15 protein-coding genes and 1 pseudogene are annotated in these 22,044 nt (G+C 39.0%); 9 read left to right on the forward strand and 7 right to left on the reverse strand.

Translation table 11 applies throughout. From position 1 onward, the window contains the following. Window positions 1-31 precede the first annotated feature (31 nt). The gene (pta, locus tag P20429_RS11610; protein WP_007582565.1) at window positions 32-2,191 is read right to left on the reverse strand and encodes a phosphate acetyltransferase; all 2,160 of its coding nucleotides are present in this window, start codon (window positions 2,189-2,191) and stop codon (window positions 32-34) included. 1 nt (window position 2,192) lies between these two features. Further along, complete coding sequence (locus P20429_RS11605) at window positions 2,193-3,407, reverse strand: acetate kinase (RefSeq protein WP_007582567.1); 1,215 nt, start codon at window positions 3,405-3,407, stop codon at window positions 2,193-2,195. Between the two features lie 284 nt (window positions 3,408-3,691). Between P20429_RS11605 and yfbV the strand changes: the two genes are divergently transcribed. After that, window positions 3,692-4,138 carry a terminus macrodomain insulation protein YfbV gene (gene yfbV, locus P20429_RS11600; protein WP_007582569.1) on the forward strand — a complete coding sequence of 149 codons (447 nt, stop codon included), beginning with the start codon at window positions 3,692-3,694 and terminating at the stop codon, window positions 4,136-4,138. On the opposite strand, the gene P20429_RS11595 is transcribed toward yfbV, so the two are convergent. From P20429_RS11595 to xthA, 3 genes and pseudogenes are all read right to left on the reverse strand, one after another. Beyond that, window positions 4,135-4,950 (reverse strand): putative RNA methyltransferase, encoded by an 816-nt coding sequence (locus tag P20429_RS11595; protein WP_007582571.1) that lies wholly within the window; start codon window positions 4,948-4,950, stop codon window positions 4,135-4,137. The two genes, yfbV and P20429_RS11595, sit on opposite strands and share 4 nt — an antisense overlap. Beyond that, a pseudogene (locus P20429_RS19385) lies at window positions 4,947-5,595 on the reverse strand (energy-coupling factor ABC transporter permease). The gene P20429_RS11595 and the pseudogene P20429_RS19385 overlap by 4 nt, the downstream one beginning before the upstream one ends. A 5-nt stretch (window positions 5,596-5,600) precedes the next feature. Next, a complete protein-coding gene (gene xthA, locus P20429_RS11590; RefSeq protein ID WP_007582575.1) occupies window positions 5,601-6,407 on the reverse strand; it encodes an exodeoxyribonuclease III in 807 nt (268 codons plus the stop codon). Window positions 6,408-6,647: 240 nt separating this feature from the next. Between xthA and P20429_RS11585 the strand changes: the two genes are divergently transcribed. The 4 genes from P20429_RS11585 to rluB all read left to right on the forward strand — a co-directional run bounded on the left by P20429_RS11585 (window position 6,648) and on the right by rluB (window position 9,439). Next, window positions 6,648-7,079, forward strand: coding sequence for a hypothetical protein (locus tag P20429_RS11585; protein ID WP_007582577.1), 432 nt, complete (start codon window positions 6,648-6,650; stop codon window positions 7,077-7,079). Window positions 7,080-7,306: 227 nt separating this feature from the next. Beyond that, window positions 7,307-7,828 (forward strand): EF-hand domain-containing protein, encoded by a 522-nt coding sequence (locus P20429_RS11580; RefSeq protein WP_007582579.1) that lies wholly within the window; start codon window positions 7,307-7,309, stop codon window positions 7,826-7,828. Between the two features lie 151 nt (window positions 7,829-7,979). Then, a complete protein-coding gene (gene scpB / locus P20429_RS11575) occupies window positions 7,980-8,570 on the forward strand; it encodes an SMC-Scp complex subunit ScpB (protein WP_007582582.1) in 591 nt (196 codons plus the stop codon). Then, window positions 8,567-9,439, forward strand: a complete 873-nt coding sequence (gene rluB, locus P20429_RS11570) for a 23S rRNA pseudouridine(2605) synthase RluB (RefSeq protein ID WP_007582584.1) — start codon at window positions 8,567-8,569, stop codon at window positions 9,437-9,439. The genes scpB and rluB overlap by 4 nt, the downstream gene beginning before the upstream one ends. 80 nt (window positions 9,440-9,519) lie before the next feature. Here the strand turns inward: rluB and P20429_RS11565 are convergent, their stop codons facing one another. Next, window positions 9,520-10,266: a YciK family oxidoreductase gene (locus tag P20429_RS11565; RefSeq protein WP_007375386.1), complete on the reverse strand. Its 747-nt coding sequence runs from the start codon at window positions 10,264-10,266 to the stop codon at window positions 9,520-9,522. 206 nt (window positions 10,267-10,472) lie between these two features. Here P20429_RS11565 and P20429_RS11560 point away from each other — a divergent pair, with 206 nt between their 5' ends. Then, window positions 10,473-12,902, forward strand: coding sequence for a VolA/Pla-1 family phospholipase (locus P20429_RS11560; RefSeq protein ID WP_007582586.1), 2,430 nt, complete (start codon window positions 10,473-10,475; stop codon window positions 12,900-12,902). A gap of 100 nt (window positions 12,903-13,002) precedes the next feature. Then, the gene (gene sohB / locus P20429_RS11555; protein WP_007582588.1) at window positions 13,003-14,019 is read left to right on the forward strand and encodes a protease SohB; all 1,017 of its coding nucleotides are present in this window, start codon (window positions 13,003-13,005) and stop codon (window positions 14,017-14,019) included. 97 nt (window positions 14,020-14,116) lie between these two features. Here sohB and P20429_RS11550 read toward each other — a convergent pair whose 3' ends face one another. Then, window positions 14,117-15,451, reverse strand: coding sequence for a dicarboxylate/amino acid:cation symporter (locus P20429_RS11550; protein WP_007582590.1), 1,335 nt, complete (start codon window positions 15,449-15,451; stop codon window positions 14,117-14,119). 193 nt (window positions 15,452-15,644) lie between these two features. Between P20429_RS11550 and P20429_RS11545 the strand changes: the two genes are divergently transcribed. Both P20429_RS11545 and topA read left to right on the forward strand, forming a co-directional pair. Beyond that, the gene (locus tag P20429_RS11545) at window positions 15,645-18,968 is read left to right on the forward strand and encodes a hypothetical protein (protein WP_007582592.1); all 3,324 of its coding nucleotides are present in this window, start codon (window positions 15,645-15,647) and stop codon (window positions 18,966-18,968) included. A 248-nt stretch (window positions 18,969-19,216) separates the two neighbouring features. Continuing rightward, on the forward strand, window positions 19,217-21,925 hold the full coding sequence (gene topA, locus P20429_RS11540) for a type I DNA topoisomerase (RefSeq protein WP_007582594.1): 2,709 nt from the start codon (window positions 19,217-19,219) through the stop codon (window positions 21,923-21,925). Window positions 21,926-22,044: the final 119 nt, after the last annotated feature.

The following is a 22,044-nucleotide window of genomic DNA, read 5'->3' on the forward strand; positions in this document are numbered from 1 at the left end:
ATAGCTAGGCTATAAAAAGCACACGTTACGTTTAATGAGTAATTAGCGCTTCTGCTTGAGCTGCCTGAATGGCAGTTAAGGCGATTGTATACACAATATCATCAACTAATGCACCACGGCTTAAATCGTTTACAGGTTTACGCATACCTTGCAGCATAGGGCCAATACTTATCAAGTCGGCACTACGTTGTACTGCTTTATACGTGGTATTACCCGTATTTAAATCTGGGAATATAAATACAGTCGCTTTACCGGCTACAGGGCTGTTAGGTGCTTTTTTAAGTGCTACGTTTTCCATTATAGCGGCATCGTATTGTAGTGGGCCGTCGATAATTAGATCAGGACGTTTTTGTTTTGCTATTTTTGTGGCTTCACGTACTTTTTCAACATCGGCACCTGTACCAGAAGTGCCCGTGCTGTAGCTGATCATGGCAACACGCGGCTCTATGCCAAATGCAGCTGCAGAGTCGGCAGATTGAATCGCTATGTCTGCAAGTTGTTCAGCATTAGGGTCTGGGTTAATCGCACAGTCACCGTAAACTAATACTTGGTCAGGCAGTAGCATAAAAAATACAGATGATACTAGTGATGACCCTGGTGCTGTTTTAATCAATTGCAGTGGTGGGCGAATTGTATTTGCCGTAGTGTTTACTGCACCCGATACTAAACCGTCTACTTTACCTTGCTCAAGCATCATTGTACCCAGTACGACGTTATCTTGTAGTTGCTCTTGTGCTACTACGGCAGTTAGGCCTTTGCTTTTACGAATTTCGACCATAGGCGCAATATAATCATTAATAATACTTTTTGGCTCGATAATACTTACATGTTCGTTTAGCTCAATACCTTGCTGCTGTGCAATACGCATTATTTCTTCGCGATCGCCTAGTAATATAGTTTTAGCAATTCCGCGTTGACCACAAATAGCAGCCGCTTTAATTGTACGAGGTTCATTACCTTCTGGTAGAACCACGGTTTTACCTGCTTTACGCGCTTTAGTGGTAAGTAAGTAACGAAATGCGGGTGGTGATAACTTACGAGTTTTACCTACACTTTTAGCTAGAGTATCTAGCCAGCTTGAATTGATATGCTCTGCGTTGTGATCTTTTACTTTTTCAATACGTTGGTCATCATCATTTGGTACTTCCATATTAAAGTTATGCAGTAGTAATGATGTACGCCACGTGTCTGCATCGGTTGCGAGTATTGGTAAGCCGGTTTGCATGGCTTGCTCACACAAGGCCATAATACGTGGCTCTGGCTCAAAACCACCGGTGAGTAATATAGCGCCAAGTTTAGTGCCGTTCATAGCAGATAAGCACGCAGCAACAAGTATGTCAGAGCGATCGCCCGGTGTTACTAATAAAGCGCCTGGCGTAAAATAATTTAAAATATTTGAAACCGTACGAGCACAAAAAGTAATACGGCGCAGACGACGATGAAGCATATCGCCTTCGTTAATAATCGTGGCTTTTAAGTATGCGCTTAAGTCTTTTACGCGCGGCGCTACTAAGTCAAAATCCCACGGGATTGCACCAAGTAACATAAACGGATTTTTTTTAAAAATAGGCAGGGAGGCTAAACGATTTAACTCGTTTTCAAGCTCTTCAGGTTTATAGGCATCGACTAAATCGGCGCGTGCACGACCTTCTTCATCAAGTGGCGCATTTACTTTATTAAAAATACAGCCCAGTACGCGAGGGTGATCGATACCACCGTAGTTACCTGCTGCAATTTCAAGGCGGTCTTCTATTTGAGTAATGGTGTAATTACCTGGGGTAAGTACAAATACAATTTCGGCGCCGAGTGTTTGCGCAATTTCGCGGTTTACACGCCCAGCATAAGGTTGACGACGAGTAGGTACCATACCCTCAATAATAGCGACTTCGTCGTCGTTTATTTTACTTTCGAATCGCTCAACAATCTCCTCTAGTAGGTCATCACCTTTACCGTCGCCAATCATTTGCTCAGCATAATCAAGTGCAAAAGGCATTGGTGGGTTAATAGGTGAGCCTTGAGTAACTATTTGTGTTGATTTTTCAGGGCCTGTTTCACCTGAACGTGGCTGAGCTATTGGTTTAAAAAAGTTAACTTTAACTGTTTTTTGTTCAAGTGCACGCACTAAACCAACTGATACCGACGTTAAACCCACACCGGTAGAAACAGGAATTAACATAATACGACGTGCCATACTAAAGCTCCTTTACAATATTTGCAGCATCAAGGGCAATAACCCATTCTTCATTAGTTGGCATTACAACTGCTTTGACGTGTGAATTTTTACAGCTAATAACGCCTTCTTGACCAAAGCGCGCATTGAGGTTGGCTTGCGGATTACAATTAATGCCTAAAAAGGCAAGTTGTGTAATTACTTTTTCACGAATAATATCTGAGTTTTCACCAATACCACCAGTAAATATAACAGCATCAAGGCGCTGTAATGGCACCATATACGCCGCGATTTGTTTTGAAAGGCGGTAGCAAAACATTTCAATTGCGAGTATCGCTTTTTTATTCCCGGTCATGGCGGCTTCTTCAATGATACGGCAATCGTTAGAAAGCTCGCTAATACCTAACAAGCCACTTTTTTGATTTAGTAGGTTATCAATTTGCTGGGCTGTGTAATCAAGTTGAGTGGTTAAAAAGTTAAATAAACCAGGGTCAATATCGCCGCTACGTGTGCCCATTATCAGCCCCTCTAGAGGCGTTAGTCCCATGCTGGTATCAACACTCTTACCATTTTTAATAGCGCATACAGAACAGCCGTTGCCTAAGTGGGCACTAATAAAATTGCTTTGCTCGATAGGTTGCTCAAGTAACTTTGCTGTTTGCCCTGCAACATAAAAATGACTTGTGCCGTGAAAACCATAACGCCTAACACCAAACTCGGTGTACAACTTATATGGAAGAGCGTAAAGAAAGGCAACTTCATTCATAGTTTGGTGAAATGCAGTATCAAACACCGCGACTTGTGGCAAACCTTCAAACGATGCCTGCGCCGACGATATACCTAGTAAATTAGCGTGCCCATGAAGCGGCGCAAGCGTTGCCGACTGTGTAATGCCTGCAATTACTTTTTCGTCAATCAATACCGATCGCGTAAAGTGCTCGCCGCCATGTACAACACGATGGCCCACTGCGATAAGTTGCTCTTCTAAGTTGTGATCTTTTATTAAGCTTACAAGCGTATTTATAGCCTCAGCATGTGCTTGATTAGCCGCTAAGTCGATAACTGTTTTAGTACCATTAAATTTGTATTTAATAGAGGGCGATTTGTCGCCTAAGCGTTCAGCAAGACCTGAAATAATTTCGTGACCATCGTTCGCATCAATAATGGCAAACTTTAAGCTAGAGCTACCACAATTTAAAACTAAAACGTGTTGTGATTCAGGAGGGGTTGTTGGCATAGATTCAATTTCCATAAACAAATTTAGTAAGTAAACGTTAATACGTAATCGTTACACTTACGGTATTAAATAAAGCTAAAACAATTGAATGTTCAATTGCAAAGTGGTTAACGCAATGTTAATTACTTTACCTTAATTAAGATGTTTAAGTTAGGATTGTTCGCCATTAAAAGGTAAATTTAAGCTGTTTTACTGAGAAAGTGTAACTCTTTCATTTTGTGTTACACTTTGCGTATAGCTCGTTTTTCCATTGTATTTAAAAGCAGTATCTGTGAGGAGTCATGATGCAAAAAAGTGTGATGTCACAACTACAAACTGGCCGTTTGTATGGTAAAAAATGGCCAATGCGCAAAGAGCTTGCGCCCTTATTTTTAGAGTTTAGAGTAATTAGAGCGACTGAGCTTGCCATTACAGTAATGCCAATCTTAGCCATGCTAACATTGTTTTTTCAGCTAAATTACTTGGGTTCTGATTTTTTACCGCAAGCCATTGCAAGTGCATTATTTTTTATATCGTTACCATTACAAGGTTTATTTTGGTTGGGTAAGCGAGCGCAAACGCCTTTAGAGCCTGCGATGCAAAAATGGTATAACGAGCTGTACACTAAAATGGCAGCTAATGGATATCAAACGCAGTTAAGTGAAAACAAGCCCCGTTATATGGAGCTTGCCAATTTACTTAAAGATATGTTTGATAAAATGGACAGGGCGTTTACTAAAGAGCAATTTTAGAGAGTTACATCATTATCTATTTTGGTAAACTGAGTAATATAAAATGATAAGGTGACAGTGTGTTCACCTTTTTCTTCGAGTGCTGTCCAGTGCTCGGGTCTAAATTTCCATGCAAATGGCGTCATCATTATTAAGTTTTTAATATCAGTAAAGCTAAGCGCTACATGCTCTGTTAAAAGGATCTGCTCTGATTTTTGAAACCCTTTTGGAGTGGCTATTTCAGTATGTTCGTTTACTTCTGAATATATATACGATTTTAGCTCTTTTAAATGACAAGGTCCTGGGCTTGCAACCACTAATGTTGCGTTTTGATTTGCTAGGCGTTCAAGCTCTTGCTCAAATAAAGGTGCAAATACGCTAACAAGTACATCAGCAAATTGGCTTTTAAAGGGGGCTTGGCTGATTGATGCCACACTAAAATGGCAATTAGGGTAGCGCTTTGCTGCATATTTAACCGCTGATTTTGAAATGTCGACACCGTATACAACAGCATTTGTTTTATTCGCGATTGCTTGGGTATAAAACCCTTCACCGCATCCTAAATCAATAATAGTATTCGCACTTATATTACTGATTATATCACTAAGGCTTTGCTGTAAAAAACGATAATACCCACGCTCTAAAAATGCACGTCTGGCTTGTACCATTTCAAGTGAATCACCCGGTTGTTTTGAATTTTTCTGTTGCACAGGCAATAAATTAACATAGCCTTCTTTAGCAAAATCAAAGCTGTGGTTGTTAGCACAACGAAGTGTTGAATCAGTTTTCAAAAGTGCTAGGTTACACAGCGGGCATTGATATTCAAGACTCATGAGCCTAGGTAGTCCTTATCGTAAAAAGTTTTTACCCAATGCGGGCGATAGGTGATCATAATTGTTATAGCCATGCCGTTGAGCATTGCTTCAGGAAACCAAATTATGGCACTTAAATAAACGTAGTTATCTGCAAGTTCTTGCCAATTGTATTGCCCTATAGCTAAGTAAAATAAAGCACCTAGGCCTATTTTTATACAGGCTATAAATCCTGCGGTTATAAACGCACAAACAAATATATAAACAAAAAAATAGACGAGGTAAATATTGGTAACTAATTATAAAGCCAAGATAGCTCAATAAAATAGGAATAAACGCACCAATAAGCAGTTGTACTGATAACAGCTCAAGTTCAATTTGACCAAAGGCAGCGAGTAGGGCTGTGGCAAGTAGGCTACTTAAAATAGTCAATCGCCAGCCTAAAATTAATGTAGCAGCCGTAACACCTAGTATGTGTAAATCAAGGCCAGTTAAAATGCCAGCCTTTATTCGCCAAAGCACTGCAAACACTAACGCACACGCAAGTACGCCAGTTTGACGGACTGGCGTATTAAGCAATGTTTTATATGTTTTTTTATCAAAGCTTAATAGAGCAATAATAATTACAAGAGCCCAAAGTAGCCCCTGCATTGTTAGGCTGAGCATAATAATTACTTAAATGTTGACCATATAGGGGCATGATCTGACGGTTTTTCAATACCGCGAAGTTCGTAATCAATACCTGTATCTATGCAGCGTGCTGCAAGCTCATTGGTTGCAAGCACTACATCTATACGAAGTCCTCGATTATCTACAAACCCTTTAGAGCGATAGTCAAACCACGAGTATTGATCGTCTGTTTCGGGGTTTTGCTCTCTAAAGGTGTCTTTAAAACCCCAATTGAGTAATGTTGCAAGCCATTCACGCTCTACCGGTTGGAAAGAACATTTACCCGTTTTTAACCAACGTTTAGCATTTACGTCGCCAATACCAATATCTAAATCGGTAGGTGATATGTTGATATCACCCATAACGATGACATCTTGATCGGGTGTGTGATTGGTTTCAAGGTGTGTCATTAAATCTTTATAAAATTGACGTTTATAAGGGAATTTAGTTTCGTGATTAATATTATCACCTTGTGGGAAATAACCATTCATGACAGTAAGGTTGCGACCGCTTTCTTGTTCAACAGTGACGCTTATCATGCGTTTTTGCGATTCATCTGTATCGGTGGCAAAACCTTTTAAGACCGATTTAGGCTCTTTTTTGCATAACATAGCTACGCCATAATGCGCTTTTTGACCATGAAAGTAGACGTGATATCCCATTTTTTGTACATCTTCTAATGGGAATGCTTCGTCGTGAACTTTAATCTCTTGCAAGCCAATAACGTCTGGTTGATGTTTGTCGATAATTGCTTGTAATTGGTGAAGACGAGCACGCAGACCATTGATATTGAAAGAAATCACTTTCATAAAATTTACCTTAAAATTGGTTCTATTTAATAGATTAAATTGTATCAGTAAATACGCGTACATAACATGACTGAATTGAGATAATAGCTGCGCAAATGTTGATCAAATGATGGGTAAAGTTTAAACATTGTGAATACAATATTAATTATTTAAATAAATAAAAAATTCAATTGAACTTAACTTTATTGAATATATAATGCGCGAAATTCACTTGTTTAGCTCGTTCAAATAGGATCTCTCATGAAAACTCAACTACTTTTAGCCACTGCTTTACTAGCATCTGCAACTGCGTCAGCTCAAAGCAATACTTACTTTAGCCAAGATAACAAAATTGAGTCTAAGTTATGTGTACTAAGTGCAAACGAAGGCTTTAGCGTTGCTCGTAAAGAAGCTGCCCAGCACGGTGTTTACCTATCTCGTTTTTCTAAAAGCATTTTATGTAATGGTGAAGATATTCGTGATATTGCTAAAAAAACGACATTAAGCAACGCATCAGTTGAGAAAGTAGAAGTATTTGCAAAAGACGCTCAACAAGAAACTCAATTATGTATGACGGCTTTAAAACAAGGTTTAGCACCTGTTCGTCAAAAAATTGGTAACCTAAACTCATTAAAATGTAATGGTCAAAACGTTACTGAGTTTGTTAAACGCTACCAAAACGCAGCAATCTAATTATTAGCTTAACTATAATAAGTAAATTTGAAATGCCTGGTTTTTACCGGGTATTTTTTTGCAAAAATTACAAGGTTGTTTGCAAAGCTTGCAAGCTTAACTTATTGAAACTGTTTAATAAATATACCGATCGAGATTAAGTTATTGATTATTATAAGTTAACTATTATTGGCATTGGATTTGTATTAGTTAAAGTGACATTTAATTAATTACGAAGGATACGTCTTATGAAAAAGTTAACATTAGCAGCCACTATTTTAGCATCATTAAGCCTAGCGGCTTGTTCATCTAATCAAGGTCTTGAAAGAATAGACAGTGACTTTGCAAGTTTAGATAATGATAGCGATGGCTACATCTCAAAAGTTGAAGCTGATGACGATAGCATTTGGGGCCATTTTTCAAATATTGATACCAATATGGATAACGAAATTAGCCGCAAAGAATTTAACACTTATATGAAGCTTAATAATGGCAAAGTAGCCACTGATTCTGAAGTAAGTGAGTCGGCATTTAAAGCTGAAATTGCTAAATTCGATAAAATTGAAAGCAGTTTTTCAAGCTTAGATAACGACAGCAATGGCTATATCTCGGTAGTTGAAGGTAACGATGATGATATTTCAAATCATTTTGGTTACATGGATAAAAACCAAGATAAGCGCATCAGTAAAAGCGAGTTTATGGGTTACATTAAAAAATACGGTAACGCAGTAGCTGAAGATGATGCATTAGAAGCTTTTAAAAGTAACTAATAGTTACCATTTTAGTAAGTAAGATTAAAGCCAGTGCTAGTCACTGGCTTTTTTGTGTTTTAAATTTAGTTATTTGATAGATATATTTTCCTAGTTTGGTGTTGTTCTGTCATAATAGATAGCTGTGTATTTTTATTTGTTAAGAGTGTGTATGGCGGGTCGGCGAATTAGTGATGAACAACTAGTTGAGATCATTGAAGCAGCTATTTTTGTTGCAGATAAGCCTGTTAGTAAACGCCACCTTAAAGACATCGTATTAATAGATTTAGCTATTTCTATGACGCGAATAAATGACGCAATAGATACAATACAAGAACATTTTCAAACTCGTGGTATTCGCTTAGTTGAAGTTGGTAGTGGGTATCGGTTTCAGGCATGCAGTAGTTTAAGCCCTTGGTTAAATAACTTGTGGCAAGAACGCGCACCAAAATACTCGCGTGCTTTACTGGAAACATTATCACTTATTGCATACAGGCAGCCCATTACACGCGGCGAAATTGAGCAAGTAAGAGGTGTTACTACGGGTTCGAATATTATTAAAACCTTACTCGAAAGAGAGTGGGTTAAAGTGGTAGGGCATAAAAAGGTTCCGGGAAAGCCGGCTTTATATGCAACTACTAAGCAATTTTTAGATTATTTTTCGTTAACTGGACTTGAAAATTTACCTGCGTTGCCAACAGAGCAGCAAAGTAAAATTAACCAGTTATTGAGCGATCCTTCTGTGAGAGAACCATCCGAATGAGTATTATACAAGGTGAAAAGTTACAAAAAGTCTTAGCCCGTGCAGGCGTAGGCTCACGCCGTGAAATGGAAAAATACATTGACGCAAACCGCGTTAGTGTAAACGGTAAAGTGGCAAAGTTAGGTGACCGTGTTGAAGAAACCGATTTGATTCGTGTTGACGGACACAGTGTAAAAATCGAAGAAAAAGCAGACCGTATCTGTCGTGTGATTATGTATAACAAACCAGAAGGTGAGTTAAGCACACGTAAAGATCCTGAAGGGCGTCGTACTGTATTTGACCGACTTCCGCGTATTGATGGCGATCGCTGGATTGCGGTTGGTCGATTAGATGTTAATACATCGGGTTTAATGCTTTTTACAAACGATGGTGAACTGGCAAACCGTTTAATGCACCCAAGCTATGAAGTAGAGCGTGAATACTCTGCACGTGTATTTGGTGAAGTAACCAACGAGACGGTTAAAAACTTACTACGTGGTGTTGAGCTTGAAGATGGTCCAGCCAAATTCACGACTGTAACCCCTATGGGTGGCGAAGGCGTTAACCGTTGGTTTAACGTAACGTTAAATGAAGGGCGTAACCGTGAAGTTCGTCGTTTATGGCAGTCTCAAGATGCAGAAGTATCTCGTCTTATTCGTATTCGTTACGGTAAACTAGAGCTTGATAAGCGCGTGCCACAAGGTGGTTGGATGGAGTATGATTTAGAAACAGTAAACTACTTGCGTAAAACCGTTAAATTAGGCCGCGAAACACAAACTAAGCTTTCTGTTATGCCTGAAAAACGCAAAGATAAACGCGCCAAAATTAACCAAATTCGTAAAGCAGTTAAAAAACACAATCAGCGTGTTAAGCCGACTAAACGTAAATAATCAATTAGTTATTTATTGAACACAAAAAAGCCGCTAATTGCGGCTTTTTAATGTGCTTTTTAAATTATTTAAACTCTAAATTACTTTTTTACTTGAGCATCTAACGATTCGCCATTCACTTCACTTGAATCGTCACTCATCAGATATAAATATGTAGGCATTAAATCCTCTGGTGTAGCAAGTGCGTCTCTATCTTCACCTGGATATGCAGCAGCTCGCATTGAAGTGCGAGTAGCGCCTGGGTTAATACAGTTTACACGAATATTCGTTTTACCTACTTCACATGCCCATGTTTGCATCATACCTTCTACTGCAAATTTTGAGATGGCATAAGGCCCCCAAAATTCACGACCTTTGCGGCCTACACCTGATGATGTAAATACTATCGATGCATTATCAGACTTACGAAGAACAGGAAAAAGTGCTTTAGTGATCATTGCTTGTGCAGTCACGTTTACTTTCATTATGTTTTCGAACGTAGATGAGCAAAAATGTTCAAGCGGACCGAGTGACCCTAAAATACCTGCATTATTAAGCAACCCATCAAGGCGTCCAAACTGATATTCGATTGTTGCAGCAAGGTCACGGTAGTTTTGCTTCGTTGCGCCTTTTAAATCCATAGGGACTATTGCAGGTTTAGGGTAGCCAGCATTAACAATTTCATCGTAAACACATTCAAGTTTATTAGTTGTTTTTCCTAATAAGATAACTGTAGCGCCGTATTTTGCATACGTAATTGCTGCAACTCGGCCAATACCATCACCGGCGCCTGTTATTAAAATAACTTTATCTTTAAGTGCGTTTTCAGCTGCTTGATATGTGTGCATAAAAGTACCAATTCATATAATTTTTTTGATTTTAACATAGCGAAACGTGAAGTAATCGAATTTATTGTAAAATTAGGTGGCGAAAATAGAAACTTTACGTTAAGTTTAACTGGTCTAATGTCTCATTAATAACCTGATTACATTGTTTTAACTTAATACACTGATTAAACACACTATAAAAATAAAATACGTGCGGAGCCAACAATATGAAAAAAATGCTACTTTCACTCTCGGTTACAGCTGCTTTAGCAGGTTGTGGCGGTGGAGAAACGTTAACAGATGTCAAAAACGACACAGCACCAGTTATCCCAACAGCAACAGTTACATTTGATCCAGCAGCAGGTATCTTATCGGTACCTAATGATTTATTAATGAGTGGAACTCAAGACGGTACACTTAATATTCCTGGTGAATTAGATGACAACAATGTGTCTATTTCGCGCGCAGCTTATGCAAACCCTCAACTTGCACTAGGTGCACTTGATGGTTGGTCTTCGCAGGTTCCTTATAAAATCGATTTAACATTCCCACCAAATGTGAGTTTAGATGAAGCGTCTGCTGGGACCCCTGGTACAGTAAGAATTTTTGAAGTTGTAATGGGTGCAAGTTTAACTGATGCAGAATGTTCAGTTGTAGCTGCCGGAACTGCTTGTAAATTGGTCGGTGAGCTTACTTTTGGTGTTGACTTTGTTACTCAAGCTTCAGGTGATGGCGTTGCAATTATTCCTTTAAAACCATTTACCGCAGGTAGCTCATACATCAATGTATTAACTACTGGTCTTAAAGATTCATTAGGGCGCTCTATTGAGCCTTCTTCGACTTATGGGCTGGTTAAACAAGAAGCGCCATTAATTACAGAAGCTCAACTTGGTTTGCAGGGTGCTGTTAACAGTTACGAAAATGTAGTTGTAAGTTCAGGAGATATCACAAAAGAAGATATTATTTTTTCTAGTGCGATGACTATTCAATCAGCAGGTCCTGTACTTGGGACAATTAAAAAGTTACTAGCTGCAAGCTTGCAACAGCCTGCGTTACCAACTCCTGCGCTTCAAGTTCCTGAACAGCCTATGGTAAATGTACAACAAGTATTTGCTTCTCAGGGTGTAGAAGTCTCTGCTGCTTTCTCTGGTGTGCAATATCAAAAAGGTAGCATTATGTTACCGATGTATTTAGGTACGCCAACGGGTACTGATATTAGTGATTTAAGTGATACATATTGGCAAGGTATGTGTGATAACGCGGTGGCAATAATTGGTTATAAGGCCGTTGCAGGCGATGCATTTCCGACAGATCCTATTAGTGAAAATGATGGTTTATGTTCTGCATTAAGTGACGGGCAATTACGTGACTTAGGACTAGATAGCACACGTCATTTAACAAAATACAACTCAATTCCAAAAGTACAAAGCATGGCAAATGTGCCAGTGCAAGTTACTAAACCTATTTTACCGATAATTAATGGTGTCCGTGCACAGTTACAATTAGATCCTATCGCAATGCCTGAAGGTGGATGGCCTGTTGTGATTATGCAGCACGGTATTACAACACAAAAAGAAAGTATGCTTGCTTTAACTGCGCAGCTTTCTATTCAAGGCTTTGCAACGGTTGCTATTGACCATCCAAGACATGGTGAGCGCGGAATAGATGTTGATGGTGATGGAACAGACGACTTCAATGCAACAACGGGTTCTGTGCTTAGTTACATGAACTTAAGTTCATTACTTGTTGCACGTGATAGCTTACGTCAATCGGCTGCTGATTTATTAGGCCTTCGTTTAGGCTTAAACTTTATTAACGATACAACTATTAATAGTAAAGACGTTACCTACATTGGGCATTCGCTAGGTTCTATTGTTGCTCCAGCATTTATTGCTCAAGCTAATACGCCAATGGCAGAAACGCTTGATCCGCTATTTAATGTAAACACGGTAGCGCTTGCAAGTGGTGGTGGCGGTATAGCAAGCTTCTTACTTGAATCTGCTGCGTTTGGTCCATTTATTCAAGGTTCAGTACTTTCACAAGCGGGTACAACAGAAGCTGATGAATTTACTGCATACTTACAAGGAGATGCAGTTTCTAACTGTGGCTCATTAATACCAGACATGGAAGCTTACTTGACATGTGGCTACAACGAATATATTGCATCACTTACCACTGCGGGTGAAACGACTAAACTTACTAACATTCAAGGTGTATTTACACAGTTTGCTTTTGCGGCGCAAACTGCGCTAGATAGTGGCGACCCAACGAACTACGCAGCCACTGTGAAAGCATTAGGTACTCCTATTTATACTAATGTTGTTGTGGGTGATGGTGTTGATAACAAGCCTGACCAAGTGATACCACCAATGGCAGCTAATAATCCTATTTCTGGCACAATTCCATTAGCTAACTTGATGGGTCTTGAGACAGTAAGTTCTTCGCAAGCATTGAGTGAAACACCAGCAAGCTACTTAGTTAAATTTACTAAAGGGCATCATGGTTCTATATTAACACCAGCTCAAGATGCTGCACAGGCTGCAACTGTTGAAGGCAGTGCGGCCGCTAATGCAGAAATGCAGTTGCAAGTAGCTACTTACTTAGCTGCTCGCGGACGGATGTTATTAGTTTCCAACCCTGAGGTTGTGACTGATTAATAACCAGTAAAATAATTAACCTTTAAAAGCCACTGAAAAGTGGCTTTTTTTTGCTTTAAAGCATGCTAAATTAGCTGAAATTTATAAATGGAGAAACCAGTTGGAATTTTTATACGAATACGGTTTGTTTTTTGCTAAAACAGTTACTTTTGTTATCGCTATAGCAGTTATTTTAATGCTAATAGTTGGCGCTGCAGTTAAGCCAAAGGCCAAAAAAGGTGAAATACAAATTGACGATATATCAGAGCAGCTAGTTGAACTTAAAGAAAGTTTTTTACAAAATACGTTGGGTAAAAAAGAGCTTAAAGCGCATCAAAAACAACTTAAATCAAAGAGTAAAAAAGCAGATAAAGATGAGCCTAAACCTCGTTTATATGTAATTGACTTTGTGGGTAGTATGGACGCTCACGAAGTAGAAAGCTTACGAGAAGAAATAACGGCTATTATCTCTATTGCCGATCCAAGTAAAGACAAAGTACTTATTCGTTTAGAAAGTGGTGGCGGTGTTGTACATGGCTACGGACTTGCTGCATCTCAGTTACAGCGTATTAAAAGTGCGGGTATTCCTCTGAGTGTTGCAATTGATAAAGTGGCAGCAAGTGGCGGTTACATGATGGCGTGTGTCGCGGACGAGATACTTGCAGCGCCTTTTGCAATAGTTGGATCTATTGGTGTGATAGCTCAAATACCTAACTTTAATAAAATATTAAAGAAAAATGATGTTGAATTTGAGCAAATAACAGCAGGTGAATTTAAACGCACACTTACTTTATTTGGTGAAAACACAGATAAGGCCCGTGAAAAATTTCGTGAAGAAATTGAACAAACACATGATTTATTTAAAACGTTTGTAAGCACTCAACGTCCAAGCTTAGATATAAACTTAGTTGCGACAGGTGAGCATTGGTTTGCAACTCAAGCGATTGATAAAGGCTTGGTAGATGTTATAAAAACAAGTGATGATGCATTGCTAGAGCAGCAACATGAGCGCCAAATTTATAAGATTAAATACAAAGTTAAAAAAGGGTTGAGCGATAAGCTAGCTCTTGGCTTGAGTAGTGGTGTTAATAAAGTGGGAATAAACTTACTTTCTAAGTTTAAGTCGTTAAATCCTTAGATTAGAATCTTTTTTAGGATTCAGTTTAATTATTTTTACTCGAAAAAAAACCTTGATGGATTGCATCAAGGTTTTTTTATAGCTGTATAAATGTAGCTTATGAGTCAATAGATTTATGATAATCTTCTAAGTCTTTAGCTGCATTAGGGTCGTTAAAGATGCTCTCATCTAGCTCACCTTCAGACTTGGCAACAACACAGGTAACCATACAATCGCCGGTTACATTAACTGCTGTACGTGTCATATCAAGTAATCTATCTACACCGATAATAATTGCAATCCCTTCTACAGGTAAGCCAACTTGGTTAAGTACCATTGCCAGCATTATTAAACCAACACCAGGTACGCCTGCTGTACCTACAGAGGCAAGTGTTGCTGTTAATATAACCATTAAATAATCAGATATTGTCAAATCGACACTAAACACTTGTGCAATGAACACGGTAGCCACACCTTGCATGATGGCAGTGCCATCCATGTTAATGGTAGCACCCAGTGGGATAGTAAATGAGGCAACCGAGTTATTAGCACCTAACTTTTTAGTAGCAGTTTCAAGTGTAATAGGCATAGTTGCGCTTGAGCTCGAGGTACTAAATGCAAATAAGCATGTGTGCTTCATTTTTGCTAAGAAAATAAGCGGGTTTAAGCCCGTTAATATTTTTAAAAGCAATGTGTAGTTTACAAAAGCATGTAATAACAGTGCAAGTACTACAACGCCAAAGTACTTCGCTAAGCTCACAATTAAGTTAAGCTCAATTGTTGTAAACAGTTTTGCCATTAAAAAGAACACGCCATAAGGGGCAATATTCATTAAAAGCGTAACTAGTTTTAAAATCACAGTGTTTAAATCTTCAAATACGGTAGCAACGCGTTTTCCTGCTTTACCACTTAATGCCATTGCTACACCAAATAAAAGTGCAAACACAATAACTTGAAGCATATTGCCTTTGGCCATTGCTTCAAAAGGATTTGTAGGAAACATGTCTATAATTACACGGGCAAGGGTAGGTGCTTCTTTAGCATCGTAGGTTGCATTAGATGGCAAGCTTATACCTTCACCAGGGCTAAATAATAAGGCAAGTGTAATCGCCACTGTTATAGCAATAGCTGTAGTTAATAAATATAAACCAATAGATTTACCACCTAGGCGGCCTAGTTTTTTAGGGTCGCTTAAGCTACAGGTACCACAAACAAGCGATACAAAAACAAGAGGCACAACTAACATTTTCAAGCTGGCAATGAATATTTGACCACCAACATGGAAAATACCATCAACAAAAAAGGCTTTAATTGGCAAAGAGAATAACCCAAGTGGTATTAGATAATCGTCTTCACCAGCTAATATAGCCTGAAATATAAAACCTACTGTAACCCCAAGCGCCATACCAATCATGATGCGAGTGGTTAAACTCATTGAACGGATTTTTGACATATTTCCTGATCTACATTTTATAAATTTGCCATAGACTACCAGCAAGGAAATATTTACTACAGAAAAAGTTAGTATTTATTTAAAAATATTTTGCACAAAAAAGTAATAAAAAACTGTGATTTTAGACTAAGTTATAGGTTAATATTAAGTGTAAATTAATTTTAATTATAATAACAACGCTAGGGAGAGGTTCATGCCTTTAATGCGACTGCTCGGCATTTCATTGCTAAGTTTTTTACTCACAGCCTGTGGTGGCGGTGGGTCACTTGAAAAAGACGGTTCTATAAGTGATGGTGATTCCACTACAGAGGCTGCTACATACTCGGTTTCATTAAAGGGGTATTCTCAAACAGACGCAACAGAGTCAAATTCTGTTACCGCTACCTCCTCTTTAGATTTACGTGCAATTCTTACTCAAGACGGGGTAATTGCTGCGGGTAAGCGCATTACGTTTACATTAGAAGATGAGATTGGTGAACTGTCTCCATCAAGTGCATTAACTCAAAATGATGGTATTGCAACGGTAGAACTTACAGCCGGTGCTCAAGCCGGTGCTGGAGAAGTAACTGCTACTTATACAGTCGATGGTGAATCTTATACAAGTACTTTTGCTTTTCAATCAAGCGGTGGGCAGGGTGATGATACTGGTGTTAGTGGGTCAACAACTCTAACAGTAAATATTGTCGATGAAAATGGTGCTAAGTATTCGGATACAAACCCGGTTACAACTGACAACTTAGGAACGGTTACAGCGACTTTAAAAAATGATGGAGTTGCACTTAGCGAGCAGCTTGTTACTTTTACTACAAACTTCACAGGTAAAATAACGCCAGACTTAGGAACTGCAATTACAAACTCAGCGGGTGAAGCAAAAGTAACTCTCTCTAGTGGTAGTTTTAAAGGCGCAGGTCAAGTTGTTGCAACTTATAATCCTACGAACTCAACAGAAGTGAGTAATACAGCTGTATTTTATTCATCAGGTGATTCTGCACCAGTTGATTTGGCACAATTCTCTATATCAGTAAAGCTCTTAACAGGCTGTAACGCAGGCTGGGACGATAATCGTTCTAGCGTAAAACTTGACCCTACACAAGCAGCATCGGGTTGTACGGTAGCTAATACTATCTCTTCATCAGAACTAGGTGAATTATTTGTTGAAGTCATTGATGAGCAAAGTGGTGAAGGTAGTAAAAATTCACTTGTTAATATTTCAACAAATTTAGGTTCTGTTCTCCCTTCATCTGGGACAGCCCTTACCGATAACTTTGGTATTGCTCTACTAAAATTGCAACCTGGTAATACTGGTGGCGCAGGTACTGTTACTGTAACGTCTGTAGGTGAAAGTAATTCAACTAATTTTGCTGTAGGTATTGCTGATTTAACCCTAGAGGTTGATAACGGGCTAAATAAAGATTCTTCAGGAAATGTTATTCCTTTAAAAGCAGGTGGTAGTACCGTTATTGAAGTAACACTTTTAGATGAAGATGGTAATTTATACTTAACTCCAACAGATGTTGAATTCAGCTCAACTTGTGTAATTAGCGGCGACTCAGTAATTGATGCATCAGTAAAATCATCAAGTGGTATCGCAACATCAACATACCGAGCTACAGGTTGTAGTATTGACGATGATATTAATATCACGGTTGAGACAGGCGGTAAAAACTTTACTGCTACTACGATTATTCCTGTGGAAACATCAGCGGTACAATCAATACAGTTTGTTGATGTCAGTGAAACATTTATTGCATTACCTCCAGGTGAAGGCGGCGCCCCGACTCAATCGATCGTTAGATTTAAGTTAATAGATGCGGATGGACTTGCATCCACGCAGCAACGTATTGATTTCAAGTTAACAGATTCAGTGGGGGCAGCTAAACTGTCACTTAGAACAAGTGATACAAATAATGAAGGCTTTGTTCAGACAACGGTTGAATCTGGCATAGTGCCTGGTCCATTAGTGGTAAAAGCGTGTTTTATTTCTAAAGAAGATGTTAATAATTTACCTGAAGGTGATGATTTAACGTGTTGGGTTGATGATGTAGAACTGTGTACATCAGAACCAAGCAATGAAATTTGTCCAGACGGAACACTTACTTTAGTACCATTAAGCGAGCAGATAAGTTCTGTATCGGCTCAGTTAACTTTAGCTTCGGGCGTAACAGACCAAAACAGTTTTGATGCAAGCCCAAATACGTTCAATACTAACTCACTTAATTATAACGGTGTTTTAAATGATATTACGGTATATTTTGGTGACCAATTTAATAATTATAACGGTGACGGTGTAGAGGCAACTATTTTAGCTGAAGCTGGTGTCATTGGCTCATCTAGCAATGAAGTTACTTGTAAAACTGACGATGCTACTTGTGTTGTAACCTGGCGCTCTCAAGGAGACCGTCCATTTTATGATTACAAATGGGGTAACCGAATTGGCGATATTGACGGGGACGCAACAACTACTGAAGGTATTAATCCAAAAACAGGTATTATAAATTGTGACCCATATTTTGGTATTGCAGCTCCTTGTATAAATGGTATTACACGCGCTAAAAATAATGCTGATGGCGTTGTTATGGGAGGGCGTGTAAGTGTTCTCGCTGTCACTAAAGGACAAGAGAACTTTGTAGATGAGCAAACCACTGATGATGTTAAGCGCACCAATGGCTTGTTTGATATTGGTGAATATTATACTAGTTACGATTTACCTGAAGCATTTATAGATCACAATGAAAATGCTGCCTTCGATAAAGCAAACTGTAGTGATGCAGATGCTTCAAATTATGACCCGTCTACGGATGAATGTTCTGAGTTAATTTCACGAGGTGGTCATAATGAAACATGGCGAGACCTAGATAATGACGGTATTTATGACTTTGCTGATGGCAAATATAATGGCTTATTATGTAGCGAAGCTGCTGAAAATGCAGGTGAGTGTTCTCGTGAGCTAATTGAAGTGCGTAAACAAATTGAATTGGTTATGTCTGGAGATAACCCATATGTTCGTTTTTCTGTGTTGAAAACAACGGATATTCTTGATGCACCGTATCCTGTTTATGTACCAGCAGATTGCTCTGTTTCAGTTACAGCAGTACTTGAGCCATCCGATGTATCTGAGCGTTGTGATATATCAGCAGTTGATTTATCAAATGTTTTTGCAGATAACCCTGAATATGATGAAACGGATCCAGATGAAACTGATCCTCAACTATTGGAAGTTGGCTTATCTGGTATTACAGTTCGTATTCACTACACAGATGAGTTTGGTAATCCACTACCAGCGGGTACAACTGTATCTATAGCCTCTACAAATGGCGACTTATCTATTATCGAAAATAACGCTATTATTCCAAGTACGAATACGGATAAACCAATGTATTCAGATGTTCGTATTTCTCGTGAAGCGGATGGTAATGATAAATTTGACGGTGTACTTTCAATAACATTTGAGTTTACTACTCAGGCTGGTGGCACTAAAACAGTCTCCAAAGGAATCGAAATTTACGATAGTAAATAAGGCTTTATTTTAAAAATGCCAACCTTTAGGTTGGCATTTTTGTTTCTGTTCTATATATTCCACATCAATTAATCTAAAAACACTAGTTTGTTTAATTTAACGACAAAAATTGTTCGTTTATTCAGTAAATACTGAAAAGTTTGTATTAAAAGCTTGTAACAACTAGTGTTTGTAGATATACCTATAAATATTCGCGCCGCTTATGTCGGCAAAACACATTTTCAATATTTGGTTAGAAATAGGCAACTATGGGCAAATCGCTAGTAATTGTAGAGTCTCCTGCTAAGGCTAAAACAATTAATAAATATTTAGGTAATGACTTCATCGTAAAGTCCAGTATTGGGCATGTACGAGATTTACCTACTTCAGGTTCGAGCAAAGCTAAAGTGCCGGCAACTAAAACGCCAGCAGAAGTTCGTAAAATGGAACCTGAAGAGAAAGCAGCGTATAAAAAGCAACGAGATTATACAAACTTAGTCGCGCGTATGGGTATAGACCCAAACCAAGGCTGGGATCCGCATTACGAAATACTGCCTGGTAAAGAAAAAGTTGTTCAAGAATTACAAAAGCTGGCTGAAAATGCAGACCAAATATATCTCGCAACGGATTTGGATAGAGAAGGGGAAGCAATTGCTTGGCACCTTCAAGAAATCATTGGTGGTGATCCTGCTAAGTATAAGCGCGTAGTTTTTAACGAAATTACTAAAAACGCAATACAGCAAGCGTTTGAAACACCTGGCGAGCTTAATACTGATATGGTTTACGCTCAGCAAACACGTCGCTTTTTAGACCGTGTTGTTGGCTTTATGGTATCACCTTTATTGTGGGCTAAAGTGGCCCGCGGACTTTCTGCAGGACGAGTTCAGTCTGTTGCGGTACGTTTATTAGTAGAGCGTGAGCGTGAAATTAAGGCGTTTATCCCTGAAGAATTTTGGGATATTCACGCTGACGTTAAAAATACTGAGTCTGAGTTACGTTTAGAAGTAGCCAAACAAGCAGGAAAGCCTTTTAAGCCTGTAAATGAAGCTCAGGCTAGCGCAGCGGTTAAAAGCCTTGAGAATGCAGAATACAAAGTAATTAGCGTTGAAGAAAAACCAAGTAAAAGTCGCCCAAGTGCGCCATTAATTACTTCAACCATGCAGCAAGCGGCAAGCACACGTTTAGGTTATGGCGTTAAAAAGACCATGATGCTTGCTCAGCGTTTGTATGAAGGCGGTTATATTACGTATATGCGTACCGATTCAACTAATCTTTCAAAAGATGCCGTTGAAATGTGTCGTGAGTATGTAACAAACGAATTTGGTGCTAAATACTTACCAAAAGATCCAATTAGCTACAGCTCTAAAGGCAATGCACAAGAAGCGCATGAGGCAATACGTCCTTCAAGCGTTACCGTGTTATCTGGTCATGTTGAAGGTGTAGACGCCGATGCTAAAAAGCTGTACGAGCTAATTTGGCGTCAATTTGTAGCGTGCCAAATGGTACCTGCTGAATACGATTTAACAACACTAACTGTTGCAGCTAACGACTTCCAGCTTAAAGCGAAAGGCCGTGTGCTCCGCTTTGATGGTTGGACAAAAGTACAACCTGCAATACGTAAGAAAAACGAAGAAGATCAATCACTACCGGCTGTTAAAGAAGGTGAAGTCCTTACTTTAATCGAACTTGATCCTAAGCAACATTTTACTAAACCGCCAGCGCGCTTTAGTGAAGCAAGTTTAGTAAAAGAGCTTGAAAAACGCGGTATTGGTCGTCCATCTACTTATGCGTCAATTATATCAACGATTCAAGATCGTGGTTATGTACGTGTAGAAAACCGCCGTTTCTTTGCTGAAAAAATGGGTGAAATAGTTACCGATCGCTTGGTTGAAAATTTCACTGATTTAATGAACTTTGATTTTACAGCTAAAATGGAAGGCCGTTTAGATGATATCGCTGAAGGCGAGCGTGTATGGACTCAAGTTCTTGATAAGTTTTATGCTGATTTTTCAACGCAATTAACTGTTGCTAAAGACGAGCCAGAGAACGGTGGCATGCGTCTTAACGAGATGGTTGAAACCGATATTGAATGTCCTACGTGTAGCCGAAAAATGGGTATACGAACGGCATCAACTGGTGTTTTCCTAGGGTGTACTGGTTACAGCCTTCCGCCAAAAGAGCGTTGTACTACAACAATGAACTTGGTGTCGGGTGATGAAGCAGTTGCAGCTGATGTAGAAGATGTAGAAACTGAAAAGTTAATGCAGATGAAGCGTTGTCCTATTTGTGAAACTGCAATGGATTCATACCTAATCGACGAAACCCGTAAATTACATGTGTGTGGTAATAACCCGGCATGTAAAGGGCATATAGTTGAAGAAGGTACCTTTAAAATTAAAGGCTATGACGGACCAATTATCGAATGTGATAAATGTGGCTCTGACATGGAACTTAAATCGGGTCGTTTTGGTAAGTATTTTGGCTGTAATAATGACGAGTGTAAAAACACACGTAAACTACTTAAAAGCGGCGAAGCTGCTCCACCAAAAGAAGACCCTGTTCACATTACTGAATTAGAGTGTGAAAAGTCAGATGCGTATTTTGTATTACGTGATGGCGCCGCTGGTATATTTTTAGCTGCAAATACTTTTCCTAAGTCTCGTGAAACACGTGCACCTAAGGTAGAAGAGTTAAAACGCTTTAGAGACCGTATCTCGCCTAAGTTTTATTACTTAGCAGATGCACCTGCTAAAGATCCTGATGGTAATCTTGCTGTTGTACGCTACAGCCGTAAAAATAAAGCTCAGTATGTTATGACTGAAGTTGACGGTAAAGCTACTGGGTGGACTGCTCATTATGAAGCAGGTAAATGGACAGAAGAAGCGAAGAAAAAGGCAGCACCTAAAAAGAAAGCTGCTGCAAAAAAGGCACCAGCTAAAGCAAAGTCTAAAGCGAAAGCTAAAAAAGAAGATGAATAAGCACGTTATCGTTTATTCATAACTTTTTATAGGTTTTAAAAAACCATAAAAAAACCGGAACGCACAGCTTGTGTCTATTCCGGTTTTTTTGTGCCTAGTTAAATGTTTTCGCAACGGCT

This window comes from Pseudoalteromonas sp. BSi20429, assembly GCF_000238895.1.
In the GTDB taxonomy this organism is placed as follows: Bacteria; Pseudomonadota; Gammaproteobacteria; order Enterobacterales; family Alteromonadaceae; genus Pseudoalteromonas; species Pseudoalteromonas arctica.

Bases quoted from the DNA above. Each gene is read 5' to 3' on its own strand.
- pta (WP_007582565.1), bottom strand. From the start codon at position 2,191: ATGGCACGTCGTATTATGTTAATTCCTGTTTCTACCGGTGTGGGTTTA.
- P20429_RS11605 (WP_007582567.1), bottom strand. From the start codon at position 3,407: ATGCCAACAACCCCTCCTGAATCACAACACGTTTTAGTTTTAAATTGT.
- yfbV (WP_007582569.1), top strand. From the start codon at position 3,692: ATGCAAAAAAGTGTGATGTCACAACTACAAACTGGCCGTTTGTATGGT.
- P20429_RS11595 (WP_007582571.1), bottom strand. From the start codon at position 4,950: ATGAGTCTTGAATATCAATGCCCGCTGTGTAACCTAGCACTTTTGAAA.
- xthA (WP_007582575.1), bottom strand. From the start codon at position 6,407: ATGAAAGTGATTTCTTTCAATATCAATGGTCTGCGTGCTCGTCTTCAC.
- P20429_RS11585 (WP_007582577.1), top strand. From the start codon at position 6,648: ATGAAAACTCAACTACTTTTAGCCACTGCTTTACTAGCATCTGCAACT.
- P20429_RS11580 (WP_007582579.1), top strand. From the start codon at position 7,307: ATGAAAAAGTTAACATTAGCAGCCACTATTTTAGCATCATTAAGCCTA.
- scpB (WP_007582582.1), top strand. From the start codon at position 7,980: ATGGCGGGTCGGCGAATTAGTGATGAACAACTAGTTGAGATCATTGAA.
- rluB (WP_007582584.1), top strand. From the start codon at position 8,567: ATGAGTATTATACAAGGTGAAAAGTTACAAAAAGTCTTAGCCCGTGCA.
- P20429_RS11565 (WP_007375386.1), bottom strand. From the start codon at position 10,266: ATGCACACATATCAAGCAGCTGAAAACGCACTTAAAGATAAAGTTATT.
- P20429_RS11560 (WP_007582586.1), top strand. From the start codon at position 10,473: ATGAAAAAAATGCTACTTTCACTCTCGGTTACAGCTGCTTTAGCAGGT.
- P20429_RS11550 (WP_007582590.1), bottom strand. From the start codon at position 15,451: ATGTCAAAAATCCGTTCAATGAGTTTAACCACTCGCATCATGATTGGT.
- P20429_RS11545 (WP_007582592.1), top strand. From the start codon at position 15,645: ATGCCTTTAATGCGACTGCTCGGCATTTCATTGCTAAGTTTTTTACTC.
- topA (WP_007582594.1), top strand. From the start codon at position 19,217: ATGGGCAAATCGCTAGTAATTGTAGAGTCTCCTGCTAAGGCTAAAACA.